25 protein-coding genes and 10 tRNA genes are annotated in these 24,715 nt (G+C 57.8%); 32 read left to right on the forward strand and 3 right to left on the reverse strand.

The genetic code is table 11. The features are described from left to right. Positions 1-318 precede the first annotated feature (318 nt). Positions 319-2,487 (forward strand): Tex family protein, encoded by a 2,169-nt coding sequence (locus tag EG886_RS01390; protein WP_206425328.1) that lies wholly within the window; start codon positions 319-321, stop codon positions 2,485-2,487. Between the two features lie 91 nt (positions 2,488-2,578). Here EG886_RS01390 and cmpA read toward each other — a convergent pair whose 3' ends face one another. Then, a complete protein-coding gene (gene cmpA, locus EG886_RS01395; protein WP_124726473.1) occupies positions 2,579-2,695 on the reverse strand; it encodes a cortex morphogenetic protein CmpA in 117 nt (38 codons plus the stop codon). 107 nt (positions 2,696-2,802) lie between these two features. Here cmpA and EG886_RS01400 point away from each other — a divergent pair, with 107 nt between their 5' ends. The 22 genes from EG886_RS01400 (at position 2,803) to tsaD (ending at position 12,190) form a co-directional block, all read left to right on the forward strand. Further along, complete coding sequence (locus tag EG886_RS01400; protein WP_124726474.1) at positions 2,803-3,273, forward strand: SprT family protein; 471 nt, start codon at positions 2,803-2,805, stop codon at positions 3,271-3,273. 101 nt (positions 3,274-3,374) lie between these two features. Continuing rightward, positions 3,375-3,950 (forward strand): thioredoxin family protein, encoded by a 576-nt coding sequence (locus EG886_RS01405; RefSeq protein WP_124728611.1) that lies wholly within the window; start codon positions 3,375-3,377, stop codon positions 3,948-3,950. A gap of 61 nt (positions 3,951-4,011) precedes the next feature. After that, on the forward strand, positions 4,012-4,914 hold the full coding sequence (locus EG886_RS01410) for an NAD(P)-dependent oxidoreductase (protein WP_241154339.1): 903 nt from the start codon (positions 4,012-4,014) through the stop codon (positions 4,912-4,914). Between the two features lie 299 nt (positions 4,915-5,213). Beyond that, entirely contained in the window at positions 5,214-5,567 is a 354-nt protein-coding gene (locus EG886_RS01415) for a PadR family transcriptional regulator (RefSeq protein WP_124726476.1), read from the forward strand. Then, complete coding sequence (locus EG886_RS01420) at positions 5,551-6,210, forward strand: permease prefix domain 1-containing protein (protein WP_124726477.1); 660 nt, start codon at positions 5,551-5,553, stop codon at positions 6,208-6,210. Before EG886_RS01415 ends, EG886_RS01420 begins: the two co-directional genes overlap by 17 nt. Before the next feature lie 34 nt (positions 6,211-6,244). Next, a complete protein-coding gene (locus EG886_RS01425) occupies positions 6,245-6,709 on the forward strand; it encodes a DUF1772 domain-containing protein (protein WP_124726478.1) in 465 nt (154 codons plus the stop codon). Positions 6,710-6,879: 170 nt separating this feature from the next. Next, positions 6,880-7,215, forward strand: a complete 336-nt coding sequence (locus EG886_RS01430) for a hypothetical protein (protein ID WP_124726479.1) — start codon at positions 6,880-6,882, stop codon at positions 7,213-7,215. Between the two features lie 299 nt (positions 7,216-7,514). After that, positions 7,515-7,589, forward strand: a tRNA-Asn gene (locus tag EG886_RS01435). A gap of 6 nt (positions 7,590-7,595) precedes the next feature. After that, a tRNA-Ser gene (locus EG886_RS01440) sits at positions 7,596-7,688 on the forward strand. Between the two features lie 18 nt (positions 7,689-7,706). Further along, positions 7,707-7,783 (forward strand) — tRNA-Glu (locus EG886_RS01445). Between the two features lie 34 nt (positions 7,784-7,817). Then, a tRNA-Asp gene (locus EG886_RS01450) sits at positions 7,818-7,894 on the forward strand. A gap of 8 nt (positions 7,895-7,902) precedes the next feature. Continuing rightward, a tRNA-His gene (locus tag EG886_RS01455) sits at positions 7,903-7,978 on the forward strand. Between the two features lie 5 nt (positions 7,979-7,983). Then, a tRNA-Gln gene (locus tag EG886_RS01460) sits at positions 7,984-8,058 on the forward strand. A 57-nt stretch (positions 8,059-8,115) separates the two neighbouring features. Continuing rightward, a tRNA-Leu gene (locus EG886_RS01465) sits at positions 8,116-8,199 on the forward strand. Positions 8,200-8,221: 22 nt separating this feature from the next. After that, positions 8,222-8,307, forward strand: a tRNA-Leu gene (locus tag EG886_RS01470). A gap of 7 nt (positions 8,308-8,314) precedes the next feature. After that, positions 8,315-8,391, forward strand: a tRNA-Pro gene (locus EG886_RS01475). A gap of 8 nt (positions 8,392-8,399) precedes the next feature. Next, positions 8,400-8,473: transfer RNA gene (locus EG886_RS01480), tRNA-Gly, on the forward strand. Between the two features lie 65 nt (positions 8,474-8,538). After that, a complete protein-coding gene (gene thiL, locus EG886_RS01485; RefSeq protein WP_124726480.1) occupies positions 8,539-9,531 on the forward strand; it encodes a thiamine-phosphate kinase in 993 nt (330 codons plus the stop codon). Positions 9,532-9,537: 6 nt separating this feature from the next. Then, positions 9,538-9,999, forward strand: a complete 462-nt coding sequence (gene tsaE / locus EG886_RS01490) for a tRNA (adenosine(37)-N6)-threonylcarbamoyltransferase complex ATPase subunit type 1 TsaE (RefSeq protein ID WP_124726481.1) — start codon at positions 9,538-9,540, stop codon at positions 9,997-9,999. Then, on the forward strand, positions 9,996-10,721 hold the full coding sequence (gene tsaB / locus EG886_RS01495; protein WP_124726482.1) for a tRNA (adenosine(37)-N6)-threonylcarbamoyltransferase complex dimerization subunit type 1 TsaB: 726 nt from the start codon (positions 9,996-9,998) through the stop codon (positions 10,719-10,721). The genes tsaE and tsaB overlap by 4 nt, the downstream gene beginning before the upstream one ends. Positions 10,722-10,752: 31 nt before the next feature. Continuing rightward, entirely contained in the window at positions 10,753-11,211 is a 459-nt protein-coding gene (gene rimI, locus EG886_RS01500; RefSeq protein ID WP_124728612.1) for a ribosomal protein S18-alanine N-acetyltransferase, read from the forward strand. Then, the gene (tsaD, locus tag EG886_RS01505; protein WP_124726483.1) at positions 11,174-12,190 is read left to right on the forward strand and encodes a tRNA (adenosine(37)-N6)-threonylcarbamoyltransferase complex transferase subunit TsaD; all 1,017 of its coding nucleotides are present in this window, start codon (positions 11,174-11,176) and stop codon (positions 12,188-12,190) included. Before rimI ends, tsaD begins: the two co-directional genes overlap by 38 nt. A 350-nt stretch (positions 12,191-12,540) precedes the next feature. Here the strand turns inward: tsaD and abc-f are convergent, their stop codons facing one another. Beyond that, positions 12,541-14,466: a ribosomal protection-like ABC-F family protein gene (gene abc-f, locus EG886_RS01510; protein WP_241154340.1), complete on the reverse strand. Its 1,926-nt coding sequence runs from the start codon at positions 14,464-14,466 to the stop codon at positions 12,541-12,543. Positions 14,467-14,589: 123 nt separating this feature from the next. Here abc-f and EG886_RS01515 point away from each other — a divergent pair, with 123 nt between their 5' ends. From EG886_RS01515 to EG886_RS01540, 6 genes are all read left to right on the forward strand, one after another. Beyond that, complete coding sequence (locus tag EG886_RS01515; RefSeq protein WP_124726485.1) at positions 14,590-15,162, forward strand: 5-formyltetrahydrofolate cyclo-ligase; 573 nt, start codon at positions 14,590-14,592, stop codon at positions 15,160-15,162. Between the two features lie 108 nt (positions 15,163-15,270). Then, positions 15,271-15,957 (forward strand): redox-sensing transcriptional repressor Rex, encoded by a 687-nt coding sequence (locus EG886_RS01520; protein WP_420894150.1) that lies wholly within the window; start codon positions 15,271-15,273, stop codon positions 15,955-15,957. Positions 15,958-16,163: 206 nt separating this feature from the next. Then, positions 16,164-16,595: a hypothetical protein gene (locus EG886_RS01525; protein WP_124726487.1), complete on the forward strand. Its 432-nt coding sequence runs from the start codon at positions 16,164-16,166 to the stop codon at positions 16,593-16,595. A gap of 246 nt (positions 16,596-16,841) precedes the next feature. Next, positions 16,842-17,126 (forward strand): co-chaperone GroES, encoded by a 285-nt coding sequence (gene groES, locus EG886_RS01530; RefSeq protein ID WP_124726488.1) that lies wholly within the window; start codon positions 16,842-16,844, stop codon positions 17,124-17,126. A 73-nt stretch (positions 17,127-17,199) separates the two neighbouring features. Then, positions 17,200-18,834 (forward strand): chaperonin GroEL, encoded by a 1,635-nt coding sequence (gene groL, locus EG886_RS01535; RefSeq protein ID WP_124726489.1) that lies wholly within the window; start codon positions 17,200-17,202, stop codon positions 18,832-18,834. Between the two features lie 307 nt (positions 18,835-19,141). Continuing rightward, positions 19,142-20,191, forward strand: a complete 1,050-nt coding sequence (locus EG886_RS01540) for a murein hydrolase activator EnvC family protein (RefSeq protein ID WP_124726490.1) — start codon at positions 19,142-19,144, stop codon at positions 20,189-20,191. A 46-nt stretch (positions 20,192-20,237) separates the two neighbouring features. On the opposite strand, the gene EG886_RS01545 is transcribed toward EG886_RS01540, so the two are convergent. Continuing rightward, positions 20,238-21,176 (reverse strand): phosphotransferase enzyme family protein, encoded by a 939-nt coding sequence (locus EG886_RS01545; protein WP_164491578.1) that lies wholly within the window; start codon positions 21,174-21,176, stop codon positions 20,238-20,240. A 307-nt stretch (positions 21,177-21,483) separates the two neighbouring features. On the opposite strand from EG886_RS01545, the gene EG886_RS01550 reads away from it, so the two are divergent. The 3 genes from EG886_RS01550 (at position 21,484) to EG886_RS01560 (ending at position 24,709) form a co-directional block, all read left to right on the forward strand. Beyond that, on the forward strand, positions 21,484-22,347 hold the full coding sequence (locus EG886_RS01550; RefSeq protein WP_241154411.1) for a cation diffusion facilitator family transporter: 864 nt from the start codon (positions 21,484-21,486) through the stop codon (positions 22,345-22,347). Positions 22,348-22,589: 242 nt separating this feature from the next. After that, positions 22,590-23,564, forward strand: a complete 975-nt coding sequence (locus EG886_RS01555; RefSeq protein WP_124726493.1) for an AAA family ATPase — start codon at positions 22,590-22,592, stop codon at positions 23,562-23,564. An 11-nt stretch (positions 23,565-23,575) separates the two neighbouring features. Next, positions 23,576-24,709 carry a DUF58 domain-containing protein gene (locus tag EG886_RS01560; RefSeq protein ID WP_164491580.1) on the forward strand — a complete coding sequence of 378 codons (1,134 nt, stop codon included), beginning with the start codon at positions 23,576-23,578 and terminating at the stop codon, positions 24,707-24,709. The last annotated feature ends 6 nt before the right edge of the window (positions 24,710-24,715 follow it).

Below are 24,715 nucleotides of genomic sequence, written 5' to 3' on the forward strand. Positions count from 1 at the left end.
GCGCGCTGAGCGGGAACGCATGACATCTCCCCGGAGCAAGCCCGCTTTTTTCCGGAAAAAGCGGACGGGAAAGGAATCGGGAAAGTGCCGCAGCGAGTGCCTGGCCAGCGGGCACGTTTTTTTTTGTTTTTGAATTCGCCGTCACTCAAATGTCGTCCATTTTTCCGCAAACAACGATGATGGATCGCTCCCTGTCCGATACAATGGGAAATGATCTCGGTGAACTGCCGTCGCCCGTCTTTCTCCGGAGGACGTGCCGCGGGAAAGGGGGGCGTGGGCGGTTTGCCCGTCAGGATCCATGTCAAAGGTGGGATGCGAATGGACCGTGAACAGATGTACGGGGTGGTCGCCGGAGAACTCGGGTTGAAACCGGGTCAGGTCAAGGCGGCGATCGAATTGATGGAAGAAGGAAACACCATTCCTTTCATCGCCCGCTACCGCAAGGAACGGACCGGGGAGCTGGACGAAGAGCAGCTGCGGGCCGTGGAGGAGCGTTTTCACTATCTCACCCAGCTTCAGGAACGGAAAGAGGAAGTCATCCGACTCATCGACGAGCAGGGAAAACTGACGGATGAGCTCAGAGAGCGGATTCTCGCTTCCGTCAAACTGCAGGAAGTGGAAGACCTGTACCTGCCGTTCCGGCCGAAGCGGAAGACCCGTGCCTCCGTCGCCCGGGAGAAGGGACTGGAACCGCTGGCGCGGCTCATGGCCGAAACGGAGAATCCGGAGAAAGTCCGTGAGGCGGCTTCCGGATTCGTCGGCGAAGAACGGGAAGTGGAGAGCGCGGAAGCGGCTCTGCAGGGAGCGATGGACATCCTGGCGGAAGAACTCTCGGAGGATGCCGACATTCGCAGCTGGGTGCGTGAATACACCTGGAAGAACGGCCTTCTCGTCTCCCGGGCCAAAGATCCCGAGCAAAGATCCAACTACGAAATGTATTACGAATTCAGCGAACCCGTACATAAGATGCCGTCTCACCGCGTCCTCGCGGTCAACCGGGGAGAGCGGGAAGAGATGCTGAAAGTGAAAGTGGAAGTACCGGAGGAACCGGTTCTGGAGCGGCTGTACGGCTTTTTCCCGGTGAAAAATCCGTTCATTGAGGAGCTGGTGGCCGATTCGTACAAACGGCTGATCGCTCCTTCGATCGAGCGCGAAATCCGTTCCCTGATGACGGAGCAGGCGGAGGAACAGGCAATCAAAATCTTCAGCGAAAACCTGCGCCATTTGCTGCTTCAGCCGCCGGTCCGCGGAAAGACGGTCTTGGGCATCGACCCGGCGTACCGGACGGGGTGCAAGTGGGCCGTGGTGGACGATACCGGAAAAATGCTGGAAGTGGGTGTGATTTATCCCACTCCGCCGAAGCCGAAGATCGAGGAATCGAAGCGGGAAGTGTTCCGGTTGCTCGACAAGTATCCGATCGAAATCATCGCCGTCGGCAACGGCACCGCTTCCCGGGAAACGGAAGCGTTCGTGGCCGAAACGATCCGCGAATCCGGCCGGTCCAATCTGGTGTACATCATCGTCAATGAAGCGGGTGCCAGCGTCTACTCCGCTTCCAAATTGGCCAAGGAAGAGTTTCCGGATCTCGACGCCGCACGCCGCAGCGCGGTTTCCATTGCCCGCCGCCTGCAGGATCCCCTGGCCGAATTGGTGAAAATCGATCCCAAATCGGTGGGCGTGGGGCAGTATCAACATGACGTTTCCCAGAAACGGCTGGGAGAAAGCCTGAAGAACGTGGTGGAATCGGCGGTCAACTACGTGGGCGTCGACGTCAACACGGCTTCGACCGCCCTGTTGCAGTATGTGTCGGGCATTTCCGCTTCGGTGGCGAAAAACATCGTGAAGCGGCGTGAGGAAATCGGCCGCTTCCGCCGGCGGGAGGAACTGAAAGAGGTCCCCCGGCTGGGAGCCAAAACCTACGAACAGTGCATCGGGTTCCTGCGCATTTTCGACGGAGACAATCCGCTGGACAAAACGCCGATTCACCCCGAATCCTATCCGGTCGTGGAGCGGCTCTTGGCGGAGCTGGATGTTGCCGCCGACGACATCGGCACTCCGGCACTGGCCGATGCATTGAAACGGGTGGACGCGGAAACGATGGCCGCCAAACTGGAATGCGGAGTTCCCACCTTGCGCGACATCATCGAGGCGCTGCTCCGGCCCGGAAGGGATCCGCGTGACGAGCTGCCGGCCCCGATTTTCCGCTCGGACGTACTGAAAATCGAGGATCTGCACATCGGCATGCAACTCAAAGGCACCGTCCGCAACGTGGTGGATTTCGGCGCGTTTGTCGACATCGGTCTGAAAAGCGACGGACTTGTCCACATTTCCCGCATGAGCAAACGGTATGTCAGAAACCCGATGGATGTGGTCACCGTCGGGGACATTGTGGATGTTTGGGTGGCGAGCATCGACGTTCAGCGGGAACGTGTCGGTCTCAGCATGGTGCCGGTGGTCGCCGGGGAAGAGGAATCCCGGACGGAGTGAACCGTCGGACGAGAAACAACAGATGCCAAACCGGCCGTCCGGATTTCGGACGGCCGGTTTTTTATCGCGGGGATTGGCGGTGACGGGGGAGTCAGGCTCCCGGTCCCCGCTCCCGATACTGAAACCAGCATTCGTTCAAAAAGCGGATCTGTCGCCGGTCCTTGGCCAAAAACGCCCGCATGAGCTGTTTGACCAGCCAACTGGGCATGGATGGGTTCCCCCTTGTCATCGACATGTTGGTTCAGTTTATGATGAAATGAGGATGTCCCGTGCATTCGCCAAGCGGCCGGCGTATGACCGGAAGGGAGGAAGGGCATGACCGACGCGGAGCTTCAGGCGTGGGTGGAAACATTGTCACGGAAGCGGTTCGGCCGTACGTTCCGTCATCGGGCGGTATTCAATCATCGGCTCAGGACCACCGCCGGAAGGTATATGCTCCGGGACCACCGGATCGAGGTGAATCCCCGGTACCTGGAAGTGTACGGACGGGAGACGGTGGAAGGCATTTTGCTGCATGAGTTGTGCCATTACCATCTGCATCTGTCGGGGAAAGGATACCGGCACCGGGACCGGGATTTCCGTCACTGGCTGGCGAAGGTGGGAGGATTGAGCGTGGCGCCGCCGCTCGACCCACGGCCTGTCTCCAACCCTGTCCGGTATCGGGTCATATGCCAAGGTTGCAGGAAAATCTATTTCAGGAAACGAAAAATCGATGTGAACCGGTATGTCTGCGGGAGTTGCCGGGGACCGCTGCGATTGGAACCGGCTGACTTCGGCCGGGAGTGATCGATGACCGCCGGCCCGGCAAACGAAAGGGGCCGGTCGGAAGCGGGGCCCGGAGAACCTGAGCGGCCGGATGACGAACGGGGAGGGGAAAACCGGTGAGCATGACGTTGAATGATTGGTTTGCCAAAGGAATGACCTGGGACGAGTATGTCGCGTCCATGTCCACCAACCGGGAACGGATGATGGGGATTTATGAACAGGTGAAGTTGGAGCGGGAAGAAGAGGAGTTTTTCCGTCAGGGTGCGGATCTCGACTGGAGAGTCATCGTGCTGACCGCGGACTGGTGCGGGGATGCCATGCTCTGTTTGCCGATCTTCCGCAAAATCGCCGAAGCGGCGCGTTTTGAGATGAGTTTCCTCATCCGTGACGAAAACCTGGAACTGATGGATCAATATCTCACCAACGGCACATCCCGTTCCATCCCCATCTTCATCCTGATTGACCGGGAAGGGCGGGAACGGGCCGTGTGGGGCCCGCGGGCACCCGAAGTGCAGGCGTTGGTGGATGAAGTTCGGGCGACTCTTCCGCCGAAGGATGACCCGAAATTTGCGGAAAAGCAAAAAGAAGTGTACCGCGGGCTGAAAGACCGATTTTGCACGGACCGCCGGTTGTGGCAATTCGTGAAAGACGATGTCCGCAGAAAACTGGAAGCGGCTTGGCAAAAGCAAAACGGATGATTCGGAGACGTTTCAAACGGACGGGCAAAGTTTCGGGAACAAGCGGAAAGAGGGAACCGTGATGAAAACTTGGAACGTGGGATTCATCGGACTGGGGATCATGGGCCGATCCATGAGCAAAAACATTCACAAGGGAGGATTTCCCGTTACCGTCTGGAACCGGACGGCACACAAAATGGACGAGGCCGCCCGATGGGGAGCGGAAACCGCCGCTTCCCCCAAAGAGTTGGCGGAAACGTGCAACCTGATCATCACCATGGTGGGCGACACCCCCGATGTGGAGGAGGTGGCACTCGGAGAACACGGCTTTCTCCATGCCGCCAAGCCGGGAACGGTGTGGGCGGACATGAGCACCATCTCTCCGGATGCCACCGTGCGGCTGGCCCGCACCGCCGCGGAAAAAGGGGTCCGGATGCTGGATGCACCGGTTTCCGGCGGTGATGTCGGAGCGAGAAACGGTACGCTGTCCATCATGGTGGGCGGGGAAGCCGATGTGCTGGAGGAAGTGCGCCCGGTATTGGAAACGATGGGCACGATCGTTCATTGCGGTCCCGCCGGCGCCGGGCAAACGGTGAAAGCGTGCAACCAAATCCTTTGCGGGCTCAATCTCCTCGGCATGGTGGAAGCGATGGCGCTGGCGAAAAAGTCAGGGGTGGATCTTGAAAAAATGCTGGAAGTCACCACGCGGGGAGCGGGGGGCTCCTGGGCGTTGTCCAATCTGGGGCCCCGCATTGTGCGCGGCGATCTCGCGCCGGGATTCTCCGTGAAATTCCAGCAAAAGGATCTCCGCATCGTACTCGGCGAAGCGGAACGGCTTCAGCTGCCCCTTCTGGGCACCGCGACCGTTCACCAACTCCTTCGCTCCGTTCAGGCGCACGGCGGCGACGAAGACGGCACCCATGCGCTGGTTCGCGTGATGGAACAATTGGGCCGTGTGTCCATCACGCCGCGCAACGAAGAGTGACACCATCGCTGCATCCGATCCGGTGCGATTGCAAGCATTGACGCAGGTTTCCGGGCATTTTCGTCCTGGCTGCTTCCGGAGCTTGCCGCGGAAAGCGCCGCATCGGAGAACCATTGACACCGGGCTTGACGCCCGGTTTTTTTATTTGCCTCGGAGCATTGCTGCCGGAGAGCCCATTCCCCCCTTTCATCATTGTGGCCGCGCGGGCTGGATGGGGGTTCCGCAAGAGTATATTTTTCGCCAAATACCTTGTCACAAATAGTAATATGAGATATGATGTATATCAGGAGATGATGCATATGAGCACCATTTCAACCGAGCTGATCCGGGGCCACACGGCCACCATCATTTTGAACGTGCTCCGGCAAGGTGACAGTTACGGATACGAAATCTACAAGCAGATCCTGAAGTTGAGCGGACATCGGTACGAACTGAAGGAAGCCACATTGTACACGGTGTTTCGCCGTCTGGAGAAAGAAGGGTACATCGTTTCCTACTGGGGAGATGAAAGCCAGGGGGGACGGCGAAAGTATTACCGCATCACGGAATCCGGAAGGGAGTATTACGAGCGGAGCGTTCAGGAGTGGCAATTCGCCAGGGAGATTCTCGACCGTTTGATCAAAGGGGGGTTGAACGATGGCAAAGATGAATGATCGGCTCGACCGGAAAATCCGGGAGCATTTTGATCGATTGTTCGAAGGAGTGGGTTCCAGTCAGGCGCTCTATGAGTTGAAGGAGGAACTGGTCAGCAATCTCAAGGAAAAAATCGCCGATTACCGGGAACGGGGCATGGATGAAGACCAGGCGTTCAAGGAAGCCGTGATCTCCATGGGAGATTTGAGCGGATTGGTGGAGGACATGCGGGGGATCGGACAGGATGAAGCCAAGCGTTCCGTGTATTCCGCCAAGAACTTGCGCATGTCTGCCGCATCCATCGTGACGGGGACGCTCCTGGTTTTGTTCGGCCTGTTCACCTCCGCGATGCTGTATTTCATGAACCATTCCTGGGAAACCGCGGTGGATCCCGCCATTTTCTCCGTCGGAGGAGGGGCGCTCATCGTCTGGGGAGCGCTGACGAGAGAAACGCGCAAGAAATTCGGGATGACCCGCATTCGGGCCGGGCTGTATGCCCTTGCGATCGGACTCCTCCTGTTTTCGCTGTATTCTTCCGTCAAAACGGCATTGGTCACCCATGACACGGCGATGGGCGTATCCGCGATGATGGTCTTTTTCCTGCCCGCCGTCGGATTGTGGCTGGGGCTGGTGCTGACCGGGCCGGACCGTCGGAAGACCTGAGCAAGGAAAAATCGAAGGAAACGGAGTGTTCACGATGACCCGAACGATGGCGCAATCCGGATGGAAGGCGATGGTGTTGTGGTTGTTCGTCATCAATCTGGGCGTCGCATTCGGCGCCGGACTGTATGAAGCGCGGGTGGTGATTCCGGGCTTTGCCCAATCTCCCCCGGAAACTTGGCCCAACACGGGACTGTTGTTCTGGGTGTATGTCACGACCGTTCCCCTGACCCTGCTCACGCTTGCCTCGATCTTCGCCGCATGGAAAACGAAAGGTGCACGACGGAAATGGTATCTCTTGGCGGTGGTCGTCATTCTGGTGGAACGGGCGGCCACGTTTTCCTACTTCATTCCCACCATGGCCGGTCTGATGGAATCTTCCGGTCTTCCCGCGTCGGAAGTTCTGGACACGCTTTCCACCTGGATGCAACTGAATCACGGTCGGCACATCCTGACGTTCACCGGTTGGATGGCGGCTCTGAAAGCCCTGGTGTCGGGATGAAGACATTCACGCCCTTTCCCGGCAAAGGTGAAGGCCGTTTCGGGGAAAGGGCATTTTTCCGTTGGTTTGCCCGCGACCGGCGAGGCGATTGCGGCGAGCGAAGAAGGAGCGGTTCCATGCATGAACCGTCCTTTTGCGGGTCAGAGTATGGATGGAAGGAGGTGACCGTCATGCGAAAGGACACATATTATGTGTGTGTTGACATGGGGACGCTTGCAGGAGAGATCCGGACGGAGAAACTGAACAACAGTTCTTTCCATGAATACGAAATCCGCGCCACACCCGAAGAAATCGACCGGTTGGGCATGCTCTTTGAAAAATTGCAGGATGCCGATTGGAAACAGTTCACCCGGGCGCATGTTCCCAACCTGGACACCGAAATCGGCGAAGAACTGCAATCGGACCAGTGGCTGGACAGGATCTACCGGATGATCCATCAGCTCGGCACGGAAGAGACTCGCCGGCAGTTGGAAGAGACGGGACTGGTCAAAGGAAGGGACCGGTGAAGCGCAGGTCTTCCCGGCGGCACGAGGGATGAGCGGCTTGTTGCGGAAGCCGTCTTCATTCAGGCCGCACGGATCGCGGGTTGAAACGTACATGGGCTTCGGCACTGTCCGGATGCAAAAAAAATCGGTTCATCGTGAAAAAAATGCTTGACTGGGACGACGGACCGTGCTAATTTATTAATTGTCGCTGATGCAATCACGCACTGCGGCAGAACGAGACAAAAAAAGCAAGAAAAAACTCTTGCAAAAAAGAAATAAATCGATTATAATCATAATCGTCGCTGAGATACACGAAGCATTCCTCAGTAGCTCAAGGGTAGAGCGGCCGGCTGTTAACCGGTAGGTTGCAGGTTCGAATCCTGCCTGAGGAGCCAGATCACGGAGAGATACTCAAGTGGCCGAAGAGGACGGTTTGCTAAACCGTTAGGGGGTCATCAGACCCCGCGAGGGTTCGAATCCCTCTCTCTCCGCCAGATCTTTGACCTTTTCGTGGCCCGTTGGTGAAGCGGTTTAACACACCAGCCTTTCACGCTGGCATTCAGGGGTTCGAATCCCCTACGGGTCACCAAATCGGCGGCTCGAGACCGGGCCGCTTCTTATATGGAGCTGTGGTGTAGAGGCCTAACATGCCAGCCTGTCACGCTGGAGATCGCGGGTTCGAATCCCGTCAGCTCCGCCATCATTGTGGCGACCATGGCGAAGTGGTTAACGCACCGGATTGTGGCTCCGGCATTCGTGGGTTCGATTCCCACTGGTCGCCCCATTCAATGGGGAGTAGCCAAGCGGTAAGGCAGCGGACTTTGACTCCGTCATGCGTAGGTTCGAATCCTACCTCCCCAGCCATTCCGTGACGTGAGCGATGGCTCCGCCGGCAGAGTGCCTGATCTTTCTTCGGGATCCGCGGGTGTGGCGGAATTGGCAGACGCACTAGATTTAGGTTCTAGCGCCACTGGCGTGGGGGTTCAAGTCCCTCCACCCGCACCAATCACAACTTCATAAATGACATGCGGTCGTGGTGGAATTGGCAGACACGCTATCTTGAGGGGGTAGTGGCCCTTGGCCGTGCGAGTTCGACTCTCGCCGACCGCACCAATATCATCGGGGTGTGGCTCAGCTTGGCAGAGCGCCACGTTCGGGACGTGGAGGTCGCAGGTTCAAATCCTGTCACCCCGACCATTCCATTTGCGGGTGTAGTTCAATGGTAGAACATCGGCCTTCCAAGCCGAATGCGTGGGTTCGATTCCCATCACCCGCTCCAAAGAATGAACGGAAAGGATCGCGGCATCGGCTGCGGTCCTTTCTTTTTTGCCCGGAGGGATCCGGATGAAGAACGAATTTGCCCTGATCGCGGATCTGCTGAAACGGCGGCCGGTCTTTGGCCGGGATCTCGAAGTGGACGTCGGCGACGATGCGGCCGTCATCGCCCCCGAACCGGGGCGCTCCCTGGTGCTGACCACCGATTCGATGGCGGAAACCGTGCATTTTCTCCGGAGCACGATGGAACCGGAGGACATCGGCTGGAAGCTGCTGGCGTCCAATGTGAGCGACGTGGCGGCCATGGGAGGAACACCCCGTCACGCCCTGGTCGGCGTGGCCGTGGGGGACGGGTGGACTTCCGGGGAATTGGAAAAACTGTACGCAGGTTTGTATGAGTGCGCGGAAGCTTACAAAGTCACCGTGGTCGGCGGGGACACCGTCCGGACGCCCGGACCGCTGGTGCTTCATTTGACGCTGACGGGAGATGTTCCCCGGGGAAAGGCCCTTCGGCGAAGTTTGGCCCGTCCCGGCGATGTGGTGTTTGTGACGGGGACACCCGGAGATTCGGCGGCAGGGCTGGATCTTCTTTTGCATCGCCCGGATTGGTCCGGTCGGTATCCCCGGCTGGTCCGGGCACACCGCCGCCCCGTGCCGTCCGTGGAGATCGGGCGGTGGCTGATGAAATCGGGGGTTGATCCGGCGCTGAATGACATCAGTGACGGGGTCGCGCGGGAAGCGAGGGAAATCGCGGAGGCGAGCGGCGTCCGGCTGGTGCTGGAACCGGAGCGGTTTCCTCTTTCCCGCGAGTTGGCCGACTATGCGGCACGGACCGGACAACGACCGGAAACATGGGTTTTGAACGGCGGAGAAGATTACTTGCTGCTCGGAACGATTTCTCCGGCAGGATGGGAGGCCTTTCGTGAAGAAGCAGGTCGCAGGAACTGGTTCGTCACGGCCATCGGTCGGGCGGAGGACGGAAAGCCTGGCGTGGAACTGGAAAAAAACGGCCGGCGGACGCTTCTGGAATCGGGCGGGTATCAACATTTTTCGGACGGGTGATCAAACATGAGCGGGACTTGTTCGTTTGTGACCCGAAGCGCGGAGGAAACGAAGGAACTGGCCAGACGGCTGGCGGGACTCTTGGAACCGGGAGATTGTCTGGCTCTCGAGGGAGATTTGGGAGCGGGAAAGACCACCTTTGCCCAGGGACTCGCCGAAGCGCTGGGGGTGGAAGAGGCGGTGGACAGCCCCACGTTTACCATCGTGAAAGAGTATGACGGGAATCTTCCCTTTTATCACATGGATGTCTACCGGATCGAATCCCCCGATGAACAACTGGGGTTGGAAGAATATTTTTACGGAGACGGGGTGTGCCTGGTGGAGTGGGCATCCCGGGTGGAGCCGCTTTTGCCTCCGGAAACCGTCTGGATGCGCCTGTCCGTTTTGGGGGACGGAGGACGGGAGATCCGGATCGAATCTTCACACGGGCGGGCCCTCCGGCTTTGCGGGGAGTTGTCGAAACGATGAAATTGTTGGCGATGGACACGACCACGTTGGTGATGGGTGTGGCCGTGCTGGATCTTGAGGATCACCGGTTGCTCGGGGAAATCACCACCAACTTGCACAAAAACCATTCCGTCCGGTTGATGCCCACCGTGGACGGTCTGCTCAGGGAGCTCGGCCTTTCGATGGACGACATCGGGGTGTTGGCCGTCACGTCGGGCCCCGGTTCTTACACGGGAATTCGCATCGGGGTGACCACGGCCAAAACGATTTCCTGGGCGAGGAACCTCCCGCTGTACAGCGAGTCCAGTCTGACGGTGTTGGCGATGAACGCCGGACGCTTTCCGGGAGCGGTGGTCCCGCTGTTCGACGCGCGCAGACGTCGTGTCTACACCGGCGTGTACCGAACGGAAGGACAACGTGTCACGGAAGTGATGGCCCGTCAGGTGATGCCGGTGGACGTACTGCTCGAAAAGCTGGACGCCTTGGAAGAGCCGGTGCTCTTTCTGGGAGACGATGCGGGGCGGTTTGAAGAAGACATTCGCGCCCGTCTGGGAGAACGTGCCCTGTTCGGCAATCCGGCCGACAACGTTCCCCGGGCCGGACAGCTCGCCTGTTTGTGCGCCGAACGCCATCGCCGGGGAGAGCGACCGGAAACCATGGACTTCTCACCGGATTATCTGCAGCTCACCGAGGCGGAATTGAACTGGCTCAAACGGGAAAGCGGGGAACAATGCCGTGGGTGAAAAGACGGTCGGCAAGGTGGATTTTCGTCCGATGGAGCTGACGGACCTTGCGCGGATCGAGGAAGTGGAACAACTGTCCTTCACCACGCCATGGCCGACGAAGGCGTTTTACAACGAATTGGTGTTCAACAACTTTGCGCATTACACCGTCGTGACGGTGGATGACCGGGTGATGGGGTATTGCGGGTTTTGGCTCATCCTGGATGAAGCGCACGTCACCAATATCGCCATCCATCCCGAGGCGCGGGGCATGGGGCTGGGAGAGCGGCTGATGCGCCATGTGATGAACCTTGCGCGGTCACTGGGAGCGACACGGATGACCCTCGAGGTCCGCGTTTCCAATCTGGTGGCCCAGCGACTGTACGAGAAACTCGGCTTTGTCCGTTCCGGGATTCGCAAGGAGTATTACACGGACAACCGGGAAGACGCCATAATCATGTGGGTGACACTCGATGAACAAGCAGAAACAACCGCTTATTCTGGGAATTGAAACAAGCTGCGACGAAACGTCGGCCGCGGTCGTTCGCGGCGGAAACGAGCTTCTGTCCAACGTGATTTCGTCGCAAATGGAGGTTCACCGCAAATTCGGCGGCGTGGTTCCCGAAGTGGCATCCCGCCGGCACGTGGAGCGGATCACGCACATTGTGGAGCGGGCATTGGATGAGGCCGGCGTGAAGCTTTCCGATCTGGATGCCGTTGCCGTGACTCAGGGACCGGGATTGGTGGGGGCGCTGCTGATCGGTGTGGCGGCGGCCAAGGCTCTTTCGTTCTCCGCGGGGATTCCGTTGGTACCGGTGCACCACATCGCCGGACACATCTATGCCAATCACCTGATCCGTCCCCTGGAATTTCCGCTGGTGGCCCTCGTGGTGTCCGGCGGGCACACGGAACTGATTCACATGCCAAAGCACAACCGGTACGAACGCCTGGGACGGACCCGGGATGACGCGGCGGGGGAAGCCTTCGACAAAGTGGCCCGGCTGATGAATCTTCCGTATCCGGGCGGTCCTCAGATCGACCGTCTGGCGAGGGAAGGCACCCCTCGGTATGACCTGCCGCGTGCCTGGCTGGAACCGGATTCGCTGGATTTCAGTTTCAGCGGATTGAAATCGGCGGTCATCAATTTTCTTCACAACGCAAAGCAGAGAGGGGAAGACGTGGATCACGCCGACCTGGCCGTCAGTTTCCAGGAGGCCGTGATTGACGTGCTGACGGAAAAGAGCATGAAGGCCGTGGAACGCACCGGGGTGAACCGTTTGTTGCTGGCGGGAGGCGTTTCCGCCAACAGCGGACTTCGCGAGCGGTTGAAACACCGATGCGAGGAAGCCGGCGTGGAACTTTGGATTCCTCCGCTCGCCCTGTGCACCGACAACGCGGCGATGATTGCCGCTGCCGGAACGTATCAATTCCTGGACGGACAGGTGGCCGGGCTGGATCTCAATGCGGATCCCAATCTCAAACTGGTTTGAAGGCCGGCGATGCCGCGGCGGGATACGGGCCCGTAAAAAAGCCGATGAACCGGAAAGGTTCATCGGCTTTTTTGCGTTGACCCTTCGATGCATGGAATGTGGAAAACGTGGAGAGCCTGTGGATAACTTTGTGGATAACTCCGTGACGCGGCCGGATTCGCAGGGGTGAAAACAACTGATTTTCTTGATGTGTAACGCTCTTCTCACCGGTGTGAAAAAATTGTGGAAAACTGTCGAAAAAACAGAGACAATCACATCCGGTCGGCAAACGGCCGTCGCGCCGCTGCCCGTCGCGGACGGATGAGGGGAGGGGGATTCGACGCATGGCCGGGAATGGGCCGGCGAGCCGATCATCCCTCCGACAATTCGGCCCATTCGTCCGTTTTTTCCGCCAGTGATTGTTCCAGCTCGTTCAATTGGCGGGAGAGTTCGGCACTTTTCAAAGGATCGCCGTATACTTCGGGAAGGCACAATTCTTCCTGGACGCGAGCCAATTCCCTCTCCAGTTCATCGATTTCCTTCTCCAGTTCCTCGATCCGTCGCAGCCGCTGCCTTTCTTTGCGTTGCTCTTCTTTTTCGCGTCGCCTTCGATCTTCCGATTCCCTTTGCGGTCCTTTCTTTTCCGGAGAAATCCCTTCTTGTTGTTGACGGGTTTCCAGGCGGGCCAATTCCTTTTTCTCCAGCCAGTATTCGTAACCGCCGTGCCAGTCGATGATCCCCTGCGGAGTCAGTTCCCATATTCTCGTCGCCAGCCGGTGGATGAAGTAGCGGTCGTGCGACACAAAGAGAAGTGTTCCGTCAAAATGTTCCAGCGCCTCTTCCAGGCGTTCTTTGGACTCCATGTCCAGATGGTTGGTGGGTTCGTCCATCAAGAGGAAATTGGCTTGGTTCAGCAGCCGTTTCAGCAGGGAGAGACGGGCCTTTTCTCCGCCGCTCAGGCTGTCGACCCGTTTGAACACGTCTTCCCCCGAGAAGAGAAACTGCCCCAGGTAAGAGCGGATCCCGGCATGATCCAGATGCGGATAGTCATCCCACAGTTCCTCGATCACCGTTTTGTCCGGATGCAGATCTTTCTGTTCCTGATCATACAGGTCGATGTCCACGTGGACTCCAAGTTTCAGTTCTCCCTCCAACGGCGGGATCTGCCCGGCGATCGTCTTCAATAATGTCGATTTTCCGGTTCCGTTGGGGCCCAGAAGCGCGATCCGGTCGCCCCGCTCCACTTTGACATTCAGCGCGGGGATGAGCGGGCGATCATAACCGATGACCAGTCCTTTCGTCTCCAGCACGAGTCTTCCGCTGGATGTGCCCGTCTCGAAGCGGATGGCCGCCTTTCGGTGGTCGCCGGCCGGTTTGTCGATCCGATCCATTTTTTGCAGCATTTTTTGGCGGCTTTTGGCCCGCTTGCTGGTGGAGGCGCGGGCGATGTTTCGCCGGACGAAATCTTCCAGGCGACGAATTTCTTCCTGCTGTTGTTCATACGCTTTTTCCAGTTGCTTGCGGCGTTCGTTATTCTGTTTGACGTAGCGGGTGTAATTGCCCGCATATCGCACCGTGACCCCGTTTTCCAGTTCATAGACCGCCGTCACCAGCCGGTCGAGAAACCAGCGGTCGTGCGACACGAGCAGGAGAGCTCCTTTCCAGGAGGACAGCGTTTGTTCCAGCCAGGTCACCGCCTCGACATCCAGGTAGTTGGTCGGCTCGTCCAGAATGAGCAGGTCGGGTTGTTCGAGCAGCAGTTTGGCCAGAGCGGCCCGGGTTTTTTGTCCGCCGGAAAGCCGGCTGACCGGGGTGTTTTTCCAATCCAATCCGCCCAAACCGAGTCCGGTCAGCGCTCCGCGGATCCGGGCTTCGTATCCGTAACCGCCTTTCCGCTCGAACGATTCGCGGAGCGCCGAATATTTTTCCGTGATCCGGTCGTAGCGTCCCGGGTCCGACCAGACTTCCTCGCGTCCCATCTCTTTCTCCAGTCGGCGCAATTCTTCTTCGGTTTCCCGGAGATCGCGGAACACGTTCAACATCTCTTCCCAGACCGTGCGGGAGGAGTCCAGTCCGCTGTTTTGGGCCAGATATCCGATGCGCGCCTTCCGCGAGATGTACACGTCTCCGGAATCTGCCGGGAGTTCTCCGGTGATGATGCGGATCAAAGTGGATTTTCCCGCTCCGTTCGGCCCCACCAGGGCCACCCGTTCCCCGTCGATGATCCGGAGATTGGCTTGCCGAAGGACAACCGTTCCTCCATATGTCTTTGTGATGTCTTTCGTTTCCAACAACACCGGAATTCACTCCTCCGTCTGTCTTCCGTTCCAGTGTACTGGAAGCCCGTTCATCGGGCAAACGGATCGCGACGGGTTGGTGTAAAATAGGAAAAAAGGTCGAAACGGAGGCTTGGCGCGAACTTGGAACAAAAAAAAGAACTCAGGCGTCGAATGTTGGAGATTCGTCTGAACATGCCGGAGCCGCTCAGGGAGCGGGAATCCGCCGAAATCTGCCGTCGGTTGACGGAATCGGACGTATATCGGGCGGCCGATTCGGTCCTCTTTTACATGCCCTTTCGCGGGGAGGTGGATGTCAAACCCGCGATCCTTCATGCCTGGCAGTCGGGAAAAACGGTGCTCCTCCCCAGGGTTCAAACCGCAACTCGCCGGATGAGAGCCTTCCGGGTGAACGGGTGGGACGACTTGGAAAAGGGAGCGTACGGCATACCGGAACCGAAAGAAGATCCGGACGGAATGTGGCCGCCGGAGCGGATCGATCTGGTGGTCACTCCGGGAGTGGCCTTTGACAGGAAAGGGTACCGTCTCGGTTACGGAGGCGGATATTACGACCGTTTTTTGCAGGGACTCAACCATCCCGTACGGATCGGCGTCTGTTTCAGGGAACAGATGGTTGACACCGTGTTTCCCGAACCGCATGACCAAAGGATGCGGTGGATTGTCACGCCCGATGACTGGCTCACGATCGATGGATGATGGATGAAGAATAGCGCGGAAAATCTGATTGAAATTTTTTCTGTGAGATGTATTCCATTGCTGAAGGAAAACAGGTGTTGTCTATGGTATTATGGGAATATCCTCTTTATGTGCGGCAGTTCACAAAAACCGGAGGTGCCAACCCCTTCCATGCCAGAGCATAAAATTCCCCAAGTGACGGCGAAGCGCTTGCCGCTGTATTACCGTTACCTCGAAAAGCTTCACGCCATCGGCAAGCAACGCGTTTCCTCGTCGGATCTGAGCGATGCCCTGCAAATCGACCCCGCGACCATCCGCCGGGATTTCTCCTACCTGGGCGAACTGGGCAAGAAAGGATATGGATACAACGTCACATATCTTCTCCAATTCCTGAGGGATTTTCTGAAACAGGATGAAGTGACCAACGTGGTGCTCGTCGGAGTGGGCAACCTTGGCACGGCTCTGTTGCGATACAATTTTTACCGCAGCCACAACACCAAGATTGTTGCGGGATTTGATCTGGATCCGGCCAAAGTGGGTACCGACGTCGACGGAATTCCGGTCTATGCGCTGGAACGGCTGCCCGAGGTGATCAAGCTGCACAATGTGGAAGTGGCCATCTTGACCGTACCCTTGAGCGCCGCTCAATCGACGACCGACTATCTCGTCGATGCCGGGGTCCGCGGCATCCTCAACTTCACGCCCGCCCGACTGACCGCACCTTCCCGCGTACGCATTCACAACATCGATCTGACCATTGAATTGCAAACGTTGATTTATTTTCTCAAAAATTTTCCTGGTGAAGAGTCGGATTGAGAAGACGTTCGCTCCCCGGAATTCACCCGACGTGCGGGTGAACCGGGGATGCACGCCGGCAGATTGCCTCCGGTGACGGGGGTGCCGGCGTTTTTTTGTGGGTTCGGGATTTTTCCGGAGGAGAGCTCGCCGCAGGTTCGGACATAATGTGACAACGTTTTGGGGACAATCGGGGTAACGCATTCTTTTCGGATGGAGGGTCTCGGATGAGATGGAGATGGAACAAACCCGGCCCGATGCAGGGAATGTTCGGGTGGATTTTGGTGGCGGTCGTGACGGCGCTCGTCGTGTCACCGCCGTTTCGCCGGACCGTCCGCGATGCGCTCGTGAAAGCAATGGTCCGTCTCATGCACTCGGCGGAATCCGTTCGGAAAAGCTTGGAAAACGGAAGCGGAAAAGCCCGGGCGACCGTCCATGAACTTCGTTTTCGCCAACGGGCCGCGGATGCCGAGGCAAGCGACGAGCTGAGTGGTGCTCCATCGCTGCGCGGGGAGGATTCCGGCGGGGAAGAAACGTCGAATCACGATTTCTCCGGCAACAGGGAGTTGCTTTCGGTGGAGTTCGAGGCGGACGAAAACCGGACGGACCGCGGCAGAAACCATCACAGGCATCCCAACACCGATCCCCGTCGGCGTTGATGGCCCGACGGTCCCCGTTTTCTGCGGGATGAAAAGCCTTTTTTGAAATCGGCGGCGTCCCCGGAACCATGCTCCGGGAGACGGCCGCCATTTTTTTTGCGTCGGAAAACGACCCGTCCAACAAATTTTCATTCCACATCTTGCAAAACTGAGATTGGGTGAATATCATTATAATTGTGTTAGCACTCTAGGGAGTCGAGTGCTAACAAAAATCGACGGATTTGAAACCGTGAAGGAGGTTTTCGGATGATCAGACCTTTGGGCGACCGTGTGTTGCTGGAAACCATTGAGCGTGAAGAAAAAACCGCCAGCGGCATCGTGCTGCCGGAAACCGCGAAAGAAAAGCCGCAAGAAGGCCGCATCGTGGCTGTCGGAAGCGGACGCATCGATGAGAATGGCAACCGCATCGCACTGGAAGTCAAGGAAGGCGATCGCGTCATCTTCTCCAAATACGCCGGCACCGAAGTGAAATACGGCGACAAAGAATATCTCATTCTGCGTGAAAGCGACATTCTTGCCGTCGTTGACTGATAAACATATCCCGAATCCGGGACGAGTTTCATACATCCCAACTTGTTGACGAGAGAAAGGGGAGGTTCTTCACATGGCGAAGCAAATCCGTTTCAGTGAAGAGGCCCGTCGCGCCATGCTGCGCGGTGTGGATACGCTTGCCAATGCCGTGAAAGTGACCCTCGGTCCGAAAGGCCGCAACGTGGTGCTCGAGCGCAAATTCGGTTCTCCGCTCATCACCAACGACGGCGTGACCATCGCGAAAGAAATCGAACTGGAAGATCCGTTTGAAAACATGGGTGCCCAACTGGTCAAAGAAGTGGCCACCAAAACCAACGACGTGGCCGGTGACGGAACCACCACCGCAACCGTTCTGGCTCAGGCCATCATTCGTGAAGGTCTGAAAAACGTGGCTGCGGGCGCCAACCCGATGGTTCTGCGCAAGGGCATTGAGAAAGCCGTCGCCGCTGCCGTTTCCGAGATCAAGGAGATCGCCAAGCCGATCGAGGGCAAAGATTCCATCGCCCAAGTGGCCGCCATCTCCGCCAACGATGAAGAAACCGGCAAACTGATCGCCGAAGCCATGGAAAAAGTGGGCAAAGACGGAGTGATCACCGTCGAGGAGTCCAAAGGCTTCAACACCGAACTCGAAGTGGTTGAAGGCATGCAGTTTGACCGCGGTTACATCTCTCCGTACATGATCACCGACACGGACAAAATGGAAGCCGTGCTGGAAGAGCCGTTCATCCTGATCACCGACAAGAAGATCGGAAACATTCAGGACATCCTGCCGGTTTTGGAAAAAGTCGTCCAGCAAGGCCGTCCGCTCCTGATCATCGCCGAAGACGTGGAAGGCGAAGCATTGGCCACCCTCGTGGTGAACAAACTGCGCGGAACCTTCACCGCCGTTGCCGTCAAGGCTCCCGGATTCGGTGACCGTCGCAAAGCCATGCTGCAAGACATCGCCATCCTCACCGGCGGACAAGTCATTTCCGAAGAGCTGGGTCTGGACCTCAAATCGACCCGCATCGACCAACTGGGTCGTGCGCGTCAAGTGCGCGTGAACAAAGAAGACACCATCATCGTGGACGGTTTCGGCGAGCAAAGCGAAATCAAGGCTCGCGTTCAGCAAATCCGTCAGCAGCTTGAAGAAACCACTTCCGAGTTTGACAAAGAGAAGCTGCAAGAGCGTTTGGCAAAACTGGCCGGCGGTGTGGCCGTCATCAAAGTGGGTGCCGCTACCGAGACCGAGCTGAAAGAGAAGAAACTGCGCATCGAGGACGCTCTCAACGCCACCCGTGCCGCCGTGGAAGAAGGCATCGTGGCCGGAGGCGGAACCGCGCTGGTGAACGTGATCCGCGCCGTTGAGAAACTGGAAACTTCCCTGCCGGCCGGCGACGAGAAAACCGGTGTCTCCATCATCAAACGCGCTCTGGAAGAACCGGTGCGTCAAATCGCCGCCAACGCCGGTCTGGAAGGCTCCGTCATCGTGGAGCGCCTGAAAAAAGAAGAAGTGGGCATCGGTTTCAACGCCCAAACTTCCGAATGGGTCAACATGATCCAGGCAGGTGTCGTCGACCCGGCCAAAGTGACCCGTTCCGCTTTGCAAAACGCCGCTTCCGTGGCTGCTCTGTTCCTGACCACCGAAGCCGTTGTGGCCGACAAACCGGAAGAAAACAAAAAAGAGCCCGACATGAGCGGTATGGGCGGCATGGGCGGCATGATGTGATCCGCTTCCGAAGCGGATGCAGGATTCCGCTTGGGGGTCTCCCGTTTTTCCTGAACGGGAGACCTCTTTCTTTTTGCCAAAAAAACATGCGGTCGTCGGGAGCGTCGACCGGCACCGCCCGGCCGTCGGTCCTCCGGGGCTGTTTTCCGGGGGATTTTATTTTTTTGCAGAATGTTATCCTTCCCGGTGGATTGATGGATCATTCTCCGGTGGAATTGCTCGGAAAAAAATTCATGAATAGGAAGGAATCTCCCTCTTCTTCATCAAATTCTGGAAGTGCAAAATTGACCATTGTTGGGGGAGAACCATGGACAAACAGTGGATATGGTGTCTCGTTGCTACGTTGGCGGTGGGAGCGGTGTTGCCCGGGGGAGCCCAGGCTCTTGCCTCTTCCGCCAAAAAAGCCGAAGGGGAGAGGCAACTGGCGGAAGTCAGGGATCTTTCCCGGAAGCAACGGGAGGAAGCCATGAAGGTCCGCGACCTCATGGAACGAAAGAAGGCGGAGATTTCCGAAACGGAACAGGAAATCGTCCGTTGGGACCAAAAGATCCAGGAGCTCAACCGGCAATTGGCTGACCATGAAAAGGTGCTCAAAGAACAGGAAGAGAAAGTGAAAAAGCTGGTCAGATCCCTCTATGTCAGAGGTGAACATATATACTTGATCCAGCTCCTGAAGTCGGACTCGGTGGACAGCTTTCTGCGCCGCTACGAGGTGGTCCGGCTGATCGTGGACAAAGAATCCGAGATCCTGAACGATTATGTCCGGACCAGAAACCGGCTGAAGGAGTCCAAGGCGGATCTGGAAGAAGCCCGAAACCGGCAAAAGGTTCTGCTTGACGCTTCCCGAAAGGCGGTGACCGAACTCCAGTCGGTCTACGAATCCCACAAGGAGGAACTGGATCGGCTCGCGTCCCGGGAAGAAGAGATTCTCATGAAGTTCGGCCAGTACCTGGGATACGGGAGCGGAAGATTCCGGCTTCCCACCACTCCCGGATACATATCCTGGAATTTCATGCAATGGCGCGGTTCCCACCATCACAAAGGGGTCGACTTGCCCCGACCTCCCGGAACGCCCATCTATGCCGCCGAATCGGGAGTGGTGAAACGGATCAAGGCGGATCCGGGCGGATATGGGATGTACATCGTGATTGATCACGGGGGCGGCCTCTCCACTCTGTACGCGCACATGTTCCGGCACACCATCACCGTCCGGCAGGGCGAATTCGTCCGCAAGGGCCAAAAAATCGCCGAAGTGGGGAACAACGGACGCTCTTACGGAGCGCGGGGAGGGTATCACCTTCATTTTGAGGTGCACAAGGGAGGAAAACCGGTCAATCCGAAAAGTTATTTGCGGTGAGAACCGTGCAAAAAACCGCCACCTCGATCGGGTGGCGGTTTTTGAATCAGCGGAGTGTGGCCGGACGCATGCTGAGCAGCCGGTTCCGGATTTCCCGGATGTGCGCCAGTTCGCGCTCGTCGGTCCGGTCCGCGTCAAGGCAGGCCATGCGTTGGAGATAGTGATGGAAGAGGCGGTACTCGAGGAAGAAATCCACTTGCTCGCGCCAGTGATCTTCCAGTTCGTTTTCCAACAGGTAGCCTTCCATGAACGCCCGCAGGAATTCTTCGCGGAAAGAATCCCTGAGTTCTTCGGGGGTCTCCTCCATGGCGTGATGCAGCGCGATCGCGATGTCATAGGTGAAGAAATGCCGTTTCACCCGGCCGAAGTCCACCGGCGTCAGGTTGCCGGATCCTGCGAGCAGGAATCCCCGATGATGCAGATCATTGTGAATCAGACCGTATGAACGGTCACTTTTCGGAAACGTGCGGATTCGCTGCAGCATGGAGCTGAACCGGTCCACGATGCGGCTTTCGATGAAGGAGAGATCCCGGTGAAACAGTTCTCCTTCGTCCCATTCGTCAAACGCTGCGGTTCCCTCCCGCCGCAAAAAGTTCCGGGACAAGGCGTGGATTTGTCCCATGATGTTTCCCCATCTGCGAAAAAGCCCTGAGTTCCATACGGATTTGTGTGTGGGATCCACCGGTTTGCCGTTCACTTTCCGGAAAGAGACGATATAGCAAGGAACGGGAAGCCGAAGAATGGTTTCCACGCTTTGACCGCGGGCGGACAGGATGTTTTTCGGGACGGGAATGCCCCGGGATTTCAGGAAAGACATCCACTTCAGCTCGGCCAAAAGTCTTCCGCGGTCCCGGCCGGCGACGGGAAACAGCTTGATCACGCAGGTTTCCCCGTCGCGCTCATATTCGTACACGTTCCGGTAGTAGCCGCCCAGAAACCGGATGGAGCTCTCGGTTCCCTGAAACTTGCGGACTGCTTCCTCCACGATTTCTCTTCTCCACATTGTGCGCCATTCCCACCTGTTCCTGGAACCGGACGGGGATTTCCGCCCGTTCCGTTGTTCTTCTTCATCATATCACGCGGATTTTTCCGTTTCACATCCAGCTTGTCAAAAAAGGCGGACAATCCACCAGGGCGGCCCTCTTTCACAAAGTTGGACGGGGGAAACTGCTTTGAACCGGGGCAGATTTTGTAGTCCGGGGAAAAAACGTTTCTCTGGACTAAAAGTGAATCCGTCTCCTATGATAAGGGTGCTGAATCTGCTGCGGCAAGGAGGGGCGCCTGTGGAGAACATGCGGAACGGGAGTCCGTCCGCACAGCGGGGGGCCATCCTGGGGCTGGTGTGTTATGTGGTGCTTGCCGCGACCAAGTGCTGGATCGGCGCAAAAACCGGGTCTGACGCCGTCTTGTCGGACGGACTCAACAACGTGTCCGACATCCTGCTTTCGGCGGCGATTCTGATCGGAATCCGGGTGGCCTCACTCCCGGCGGACCGGAACCATCCGTTCGGGCATCGGAAAGCGGAAACGGTGGCCGCCCTGGTGGCCGCATCCTTCATGGCGCTGGTTGCCTTGGAAGTGTGGTTGCATTCGGTTCAATCCCTGTTCCGGCCGAAACCCGACATGATCGGGATGGAGGCCTTGCTGGTGTCTCTCGCGGGGGCCGTCGTGATGTTCGCCGTTTCCCTCCACAATCGTCGGCTGGGCCGAAAAACGGGAAGCGAAGCCCTGCAAGCCGCCGCCGGTGACAACATGTCCGATGCGCTGGTCAGCCTGGGAGCGGCAATCGGCGTCTGGGGAGCAAGGGCAGGATGGAGTTGGATGGATCCGGTTTGCGCCCTCATCGTGGGCGGAATCATTTTGAGGACGGCGTGGCACGTGGGGAAACCGGCGATCGATTCCCTGATGGACGGGTTTGAAGGGGAGAAACTGGCCGAGATCGAAAACATCGTGAAGTCCGTCGACGGAATCCGGCAAGTGCGGGAATTGCGCGCCAGGAGGTACGGTCCGCAGGTGCATGTGGAAATGACGGTTTGCGTTGATCCCCACTTGTCCGTGCAAGACAGTCACGCGCTGACGGAACGGGTGGAAGAACTCCTGATCGGGTTTGAACGCATCGCCCGTGTGCACATCCATGTGGAGCCCGGGATGCGGTAAACGGTGTCCGACCGCGGGTCTTTCGGGATTCCGTTTCAACCTTTTTTCCGGGCAAAGGCTTGTTCAGGTTCCGCTTGTGTGTACGGTCTTCCGTTGACGGAGGACCGTTTTTTTGTCGTTCCGAAGAAGAACAGGGAATTTTTTTCTTTACACCGAAATTCCACAAAACTCCGTATCTTCCGATATAATAATTGTACGTCATCATTCGAGTATTCAATAAAATCGGTTTTTGGAGGAATTCGATGGGCAAACAAGTGCCGGCTTCTCTCGCTTGGGATCAGGAACACCCCAAGGTGAGGGATTTGATCGAAAATATCGAAAAAGTGATGGTGGGCAAACGCCCGGTCATTGAACTGTGCATCGCGGCACTGCTGGCGGGAGGCCATGTGCTTCTGGAAGATGTGCCCGGTGTCGGCAAAACCATGTTGGTGAAGGCGTTGTCCCGTTCTTTGGGGTGCAAATTCAGCCGCATCCAATTCACGCCGGATTTGCTTCCCTCCGATGTGACCGGGGTGTCCATTTTCAACCAAAAAACCTTGGAGTTTGAATTCCGTCCCGGTCCGTTGATGGCCCATGTCGTGCTGGCCGACGAAATCAACCGAACCTCCCCGAAGACACAGGCCGCGCTGCTCGAAGCGATGGAAGAGGGCGCCGTGACGGTGGACGGACGGACCTGGACGCTGGAACCCCCGTTTTTCGTGATCGCCACCCAAAACCCGATCGAGTACGAAGGAACCTTTCCCCTCCCCGAAGCCCAGTTGGACCGCTTTCTCATCAAGCTGAGTCTGGGGTATCCGTCGCCTGACCAGGAAATGGAGATGCTGCGCCGTTTCCGCCTGAAACATCCCGTCAACACCGTGGGGCAGGTGTGGAGCACCGAGGACTTGATCCGGCTGCAGGAGCAAGTGCGGCAAGTTCACGTGGATGATTCACTGGTCCGATACATCGTGCGGATCGTGGATGAGACCCGCAAAACGGAAGATTTCATGCTGGGGGCCAGCCCGCGAGCCAGCATGGCCCTGTATCGCTGCGCACAGGCGCTGGCGTTTTGCCGCGGACGGGATTATGTTGTTCCCGACGACGTGAAACGGTTGGTACCGCACGTGCTCGCCCACCGCGTGCTGACCGCTCCCAAAGCGAGGCTCTCCGGTCTGACTCCGGAAGAAATCTTGGATCGGATCTTGCACCGGGTGTCGGTGCCGGTTCTTCCGGAATGAGGGAGTGGAAGATGGTCCGCAAGCGGAACGGATGGTGGCCGCTCGTCGCGTTCACCATGCTCTCGGCGGTGCTGGCCGTTTGGGTCGGAGGATTTGTGGCGGGCTTTCTGTTTTGGATCGGGCTGGGGCTTCTGGTGTATGAGGGATTGGTCGCGATGATTTGCTTTGCGGGGGCATCGGTGGATCGTGAACTCTCGTCGACCCGGCTGACGGCGGGCGAAGATCTGGAAGTCCGGTTGCGGGTGCGGAGAGATTTTCGCTGGCCGCTGTACTGGTTCATGGTGAGGGACAAGAGTGATTTGGAGCACTCGGTGTCGGGCCTTCGGGCAGAGTTTTTGGTCACGAGTGAGAGCGAGGAGTTTGAATACCGCGTGTACCATCTGAAACGGGGGCGGTATGCCTTCGCGGGAGCGGAGCTTCAGGCGGGAGATCTGTTCGGTTTCATGTCCCGGACCCGGTTTCAGGAAGACCCGCGCACCCTGACCGTCTATCCGCGTCTGATGCCGGTGGACAAGCTTCCGGAGGGGTGGTCGGCCGGTGAAACGAACCGGAAACACCGCCTTCTGGAAGATTCCGGGGTGGTCACCGGGATCCGCAATTACCGACACGGAGACCGTCTCCAGCTCATCCACTGGAAAGCGAGCAGCCGTGGCCAGGGATGGAAGGTGAAGGAGTTTGACCGGAGCGCATCCGCGCAAATCCTGCTGCTCCTGGATCAACGGGCGTCGGCTTACCGGGGGCGCGGGGAGCATGTGTTTGAACACGCCGTTTCTCTCACCGCGTCACTCGTCAGGGAATGGATGGACCGCAGGATTCCCGTGTCGGTGATGCTGGGAGGAAAAACGCCCGTCCGCCTGCCGACGGTGGCAACGGAAGATCAGTTCATGCGCTTGATGGAATATTTGGTGGACGTCAAACCGGACGGGTCCGCCTTGCCGGATGTGCGGTGGGTGTTCGGACACCGCGGAGGCGGCCGGCTGCACGTGGTGATGGTTTGCGCGGCCGAAGATGATGCCGTTCGCGCATTTGCCCGTGAATTGAACCGGATCGGGAGCAGCTTCCAATGCCTGGACGTGGCCGGGCGCGAGCGTGTTGCCGAAACGGGCGGACCGGCGAAAGCGTTTGCGTCAAACCGGCGTCCGTGAGACGGA

The organism is Staphylospora marina (genome assembly GCF_003856495.1).
Lineage (GTDB): Bacteria > Bacillota > Bacilli > Thermoactinomycetales > Thermoactinomycetaceae > Staphylospora > Staphylospora marina.

Coding starts and splice junctions, on each gene's coding strand:
- EG886_RS01390 (WP_206425328.1), top strand. CDS start 319: ATGGACCGTGAACAGATGTACGGGGTGGTCGCCGGAGAACTCGGGTTG.
- cmpA (WP_124726473.1), bottom strand. CDS start 2,695: ATGCCCAGTTGGCTGGTCAAACAGCTCATGCGGGCGTTTTTGGCCAAG.
- EG886_RS01400 (WP_124726474.1), top strand. CDS start 2,803: ATGACCGACGCGGAGCTTCAGGCGTGGGTGGAAACATTGTCACGGAAG.
- EG886_RS01405 (WP_124728611.1), top strand. CDS start 3,375: ATGACGTTGAATGATTGGTTTGCCAAAGGAATGACCTGGGACGAGTAT.
- EG886_RS01410 (WP_241154339.1), top strand. CDS start 4,012: ATGAAAACTTGGAACGTGGGATTCATCGGACTGGGGATCATGGGCCGA.
- EG886_RS01415 (WP_124726476.1), top strand. CDS start 5,214: ATGAGCACCATTTCAACCGAGCTGATCCGGGGCCACACGGCCACCATC.
- EG886_RS01420 (WP_124726477.1), top strand. CDS start 5,551: ATGGCAAAGATGAATGATCGGCTCGACCGGAAAATCCGGGAGCATTTT.
- EG886_RS01425 (WP_124726478.1), top strand. CDS start 6,245: ATGACCCGAACGATGGCGCAATCCGGATGGAAGGCGATGGTGTTGTGG.
- EG886_RS01430 (WP_124726479.1), top strand. CDS start 6,880: ATGCGAAAGGACACATATTATGTGTGTGTTGACATGGGGACGCTTGCA.
- thiL (WP_124726480.1), top strand. CDS start 8,539: ATGAAGAACGAATTTGCCCTGATCGCGGATCTGCTGAAACGGCGGCCG.
- tsaE (WP_124726481.1), top strand. CDS start 9,538: ATGAGCGGGACTTGTTCGTTTGTGACCCGAAGCGCGGAGGAAACGAAG.
- tsaB (WP_124726482.1), top strand. CDS start 9,996: ATGAAATTGTTGGCGATGGACACGACCACGTTGGTGATGGGTGTGGCC.
- rimI (WP_124728612.1), top strand. CDS start 10,753: ATGGAGCTGACGGACCTTGCGCGGATCGAGGAAGTGGAACAACTGTCC.
- tsaD (WP_124726483.1), top strand. CDS start 11,174: ATGAACAAGCAGAAACAACCGCTTATTCTGGGAATTGAAACAAGCTGC.
- EG886_RS01520 (WP_420894150.1), top strand. CDS start 15,271: ATGTGCGGCAGTTCACAAAAACCGGAGGTGCCAACCCCTTCCATGCCA.
- EG886_RS01525 (WP_124726487.1), top strand. CDS start 16,164: ATGAGATGGAGATGGAACAAACCCGGCCCGATGCAGGGAATGTTCGGG.
- groES (WP_124726488.1), top strand. CDS start 16,842: ATGATCAGACCTTTGGGCGACCGTGTGTTGCTGGAAACCATTGAGCGT.
- groL (WP_124726489.1), top strand. CDS start 17,200: ATGGCGAAGCAAATCCGTTTCAGTGAAGAGGCCCGTCGCGCCATGCTG.
- EG886_RS01540 (WP_124726490.1), top strand. CDS start 19,142: ATGGACAAACAGTGGATATGGTGTCTCGTTGCTACGTTGGCGGTGGGA.
- EG886_RS01550 (WP_241154411.1), top strand. CDS start 21,484: ATGCGGAACGGGAGTCCGTCCGCACAGCGGGGGGCCATCCTGGGGCTG.
- EG886_RS01555 (WP_124726493.1), top strand. CDS start 22,590: ATGGGCAAACAAGTGCCGGCTTCTCTCGCTTGGGATCAGGAACACCCC.
- EG886_RS01560 (WP_164491580.1), top strand. CDS start 23,576: ATGGTCCGCAAGCGGAACGGATGGTGGCCGCTCGTCGCGTTCACCATG.